Source organism: Maribellus maritimus (assembly GCF_022267315.1).
Lineage (GTDB): Bacteria > Bacteroidota > Bacteroidia > Bacteroidales > Prolixibacteraceae > Draconibacterium > Draconibacterium maritimum.
Window position 1 is genome coordinate 1 of sequence record NZ_JAIKLE010000103.1, and the last position, 3,511, is coordinate 3,511.

Annotated in this window: 3 protein-coding genes; all 3 read left to right on the forward strand. The window is 35.7% G+C overall.

Annotated elements, in window-relative coordinates:
• The first annotated feature begins 118 nt into the window (after nt 1–118).
• The 3 genes from K5G00_RS29040 (at nt 119) to K5G00_RS29050 (ending at nt 2,502) form a co-directional block, all read left to right on the forward strand.
• On the forward strand, nt 119–988 hold the full coding sequence (locus tag K5G00_RS29040) for a hypothetical protein (protein ID WP_238770051.1): 870 nt from the start codon (nt 119–121) through the stop codon (nt 986–988).
• A 177-nt stretch (nt 989–1,165) separates the two neighbouring features.
• Nucleotides 1,166–1,819 carry a hypothetical protein gene (locus K5G00_RS29045; RefSeq protein ID WP_238770053.1) on the forward strand — a complete coding sequence of 218 codons (654 nt, stop codon included), beginning with the start codon at nt 1,166–1,168 and terminating at the stop codon, nt 1,817–1,819.
• 161 nt (nt 1,820–1,980) lie between these two features.
• Complete coding sequence (locus tag K5G00_RS29050) at nt 1,981–2,502, forward strand: hypothetical protein (protein WP_238770055.1); 522 nt, start codon at nt 1,981–1,983, stop codon at nt 2,500–2,502.
• Nucleotides 2,503–3,511: the final 1,009 nt, after the last annotated feature.

The following is a 3,511-nucleotide window of genomic DNA, read 5'->3' on the forward strand; positions in this document are numbered from 1 at the left end:
TGCGGATTCGACAAGTCGAATCTCGTCCCAACCTCAGTTTCGGTCGGACACTCAGACTCTCGTCTGACCGCCACGACCTCATACCACCACCGTTAGGGTGCATTATGAATAAAGAACAATGGACAAACTTCTAGACCAAATATTAAAATATCTTGACACTGAAAAGTGGTATGTAAGTTATGGTTCGGTTTGTGAGAAATTTGAAATTCCAGAACCTGACAGAAAATATGTCTTAACAAAATTAGATACAGATGGTTATGTCGATATCTCTAGGACAAAAACTTCTTTGAGTATAAAAATATCAGATTTTGGAAGAGTATTTATACATGAAACAGGTTACAAAAAAGAAAAAGAACTTGAAAACCAAGCAATAAATTCAATTCAAAAAGACAAAAGAATTGAATTATTTTTCAAAGTTACCACCCTTTTGTTAGCTATCACAACTGCTTTTCTGGGATACCAAAGCGTTCATAAAGAGACTGAAATCAAAAATAAGACAGACAGAATTGAAAATCTAGAGAAACAACTTTCACGAGTTGATAATACTTTAGAAGAAACATATTTCTTCTCGTCTAAAAAATCAAAGGACGTTTTCAGTCTCCACATGACAGGAAATGACATCTTAACAAGTGTAATTGATTTTAATATAGTCACTTCTACTGGTGATACAATTTTCAATCACCGTTTCAAATCTGAGGATTTGATTGGTTATGGATTAATAGATATTGAGAATCCGACTGATAAACAACGACAAGACTTTATTTTAAAACGTTTCTACACATTCTTAGATGAATCGAATTTCCAAACACCTGCAATTGCGAAAGAAGAAAAACTTGATGACGAGTTTTTTGACGAGAAGTATTTTGAGATAATTAAAAATCAATCAGATTGTGTAAGTTTCTATTACTTACTCGGCGAAGAATATATGAGGCGAATAACCTATATAAAAAGTGAGAATAAAGTAGTTGAATTTTGGTCATGTTGTTAAACGAAAAAATAACGCACCCTAACAAATTGTATATGGCAGGCGGGGGTTTTAGCGGTCTGACAAGTCAGACCTCGTGCCCACTTTCCTGCGGGTCTGACAGGATTTCTCTTCGAAATCCCGCCCGACCACATACAAGTGACCGTTAGCGGCAAGCTTGAAAACAAATACATACTGACAATGAAATTACTCTTATCACAAAAAAACGAACTCTTTAAATTCATAGAAAATAGAGAGAGTTTAACCCCGGGACAGTTTACAATAAATGAACCTCAGCCCAGCAGTAGCGAGGACACCTCAATAAGACTAAAAGATTCAGATTACTATTTTGCAATATTTGAAGATAGTGAGTATGTAAAATCCTATTTTGTAAATTACGTGCCGGGACTTGATTCTTACCTTGAGATTTCCAGCAGAATTGGATGGAATGAAATTACAGAACACTTTCGAAAATGGTTAGATAATCTAACAAGAGAACTAAAAGAACCGAATTATTGGGAAAGATTAGGACGAGAAATATCAGCCATTAATTTTTCGAACAAATTCGATAATTCTAAATTCTCGGCAAGAGAATATGAAGAATTGAAAAGCAAAGTTGAGTATCTTTCTCAGAATTTGAATTCAATTCCTCTACTTGTTCAACAACAAAACGAAATAAAAGAAGAACTAAGGCGGCTGACTGAATTAGCAAAGGATTTAGGAAAATTTGATTGGATGAATTTATTCATTGGAACGATTATCAGCGTCGTGATACAATTAAGCATTACAAAAGAAAATGTTGAAATATTATGGAATTTAATAAAGTCAACTTTTAATAATTATTTTTTGAAATAAAAGCCAGCCGCTAACAATCTGTAAATTGCATTGCGGGGTTCGTGCAGTGCGTTGTCTCCGCTCCTTTCGTGACCGTCATGTCCTACCGGACACTGACGCTCTTCGAAATCCGCAACGACAACTTACAGGTGACCGTTACCGCCAATATTGAATGAAGAAACATGACGACAACAGAAATCATAGTAACAATTTTTTCCAGTTCTGTTTTAAGTGCTGGTCTGACCGGACTGATAACTTGGAAAATAAAACAGAATGAGTTTAAAAAAACTGTTTTTGTAAATTTTATAAACAAGAGAATTGAGGCATACACAGAATTAGAAAATTTACATGGGACGCTGTCTTTTGTAATTAGAGACGATGACGGGAAAAAATACCATGCGATATACAGCAGACTTGAGTCATTCCAAATGTTTATTTTAAACCTTGGATTAGCGCTTAAATTCAATACTTGGTATTCGCCTGAGATAATTGCAATACTGCGAAAAGTAAATGACTTGCAGGAGCAAATGGGTGGGCTATCGTTTGACAATGAAATGGTCATAATTGAAAATATTAAAATTGGAAAAAGGAATTATGAAAAAATTTGTAATCTAAAAGATGAGTTGACAGACCAAATCAGAAAAGATTTTTCAAAAATTCATATAACTGATTTTAAGAAGTTTTTCGGTGAAACCAAGCGTTAAAGACAAAGACTAAAAATCCAATGAAAACAGACCATAAAAATCTGTATCATTCGACATGAGGAAGAAGCATGTAAATGAGAAAATCTAAAAAACCAATAATAATTGAGGTTAAAAGGTTTATTAAAATTGACAGGAAAATATTCATCTTGATTGTAAAAAATTGATTAATAATAAAATACTGGCGGTAACAAATTGTATATGGCAGGCGGGGGTTTTAGCGGTCTGACAAGTCAGACCGCGTGCCCACTTTCCTGCGGGTCTGACACGATTTCTTCCAGAAATCCCGCCCGACCACATACAAGTGACCGTTAACGCCAAGTTTGGCAAAAAATAAATTGGTGGTTATCTGAATAGTTCGTTCTTTGGTTTTTTGGCTCGCTCCGAAATTGCTGTCACAAAACTTGCAAATAAAGTTTGGTGCTTTTTGCCAATTTTTGGGGTTTGATACTTTGCCAAACTGTTTTGCAGTTTGACTGTCCGGCTCATTTTTAAGAACAGCCGGTAGTTATTTGACGGTTTGGTTTTTTGGCTTTTCGGTACTTAGGCTGGAAATAATAAAATTGGCAGGAAAATTTAATGCTCGCAAGTTTTCCGCCAGCGCATAAGTCAGGAATGGTAAAGCTCACGTTTCGGCGGGGCAAACTGCAGTTGGTTACCTGTTAGTCCGCAAGCAGTTTTGATTTTTGGGGGTTGAAGAAAAATTAAAAAAGCGAAGTGGTTATTTAAAACTTTCGCTCAGAAAATGATACTTTTATATTGTTAACAAACATACGATGAATAATAAAAACCAGGCGTTAACAATTTGTACATGGCAGGCGGGGGTTCCAGCGGTCTGACAAGTCAGACCTTGCGCCCACTTTTCTGCGGGTCTGACACGATTTCTTCCAGAAATCCCGCCCGACCACATACAAGTGACCGTTATGGCACATATTAAAAACTGCAATCAGACAATTACGAGATGAATAAAATGTTTATAAATACGAAAGACTACTTATTGAAAAACACTTGG

What these genes read in the sequence shown, in the direction of transcription:
- K5G00_RS29040 (WP_238770051.1), top strand. Translation starts at nt 119, where the DNA reads ATGGACAAACTTCTAGACCAAATATTAAAATATCTTGACACTGAAAAG.
- K5G00_RS29045 (WP_238770053.1), top strand. Translation starts at nt 1,166, where the DNA reads ATGAAATTACTCTTATCACAAAAAAACGAACTCTTTAAATTCATAGAA.
- K5G00_RS29050 (WP_238770055.1), top strand. Translation starts at nt 1,981, where the DNA reads ATGACGACAACAGAAATCATAGTAACAATTTTTTCCAGTTCTGTTTTA.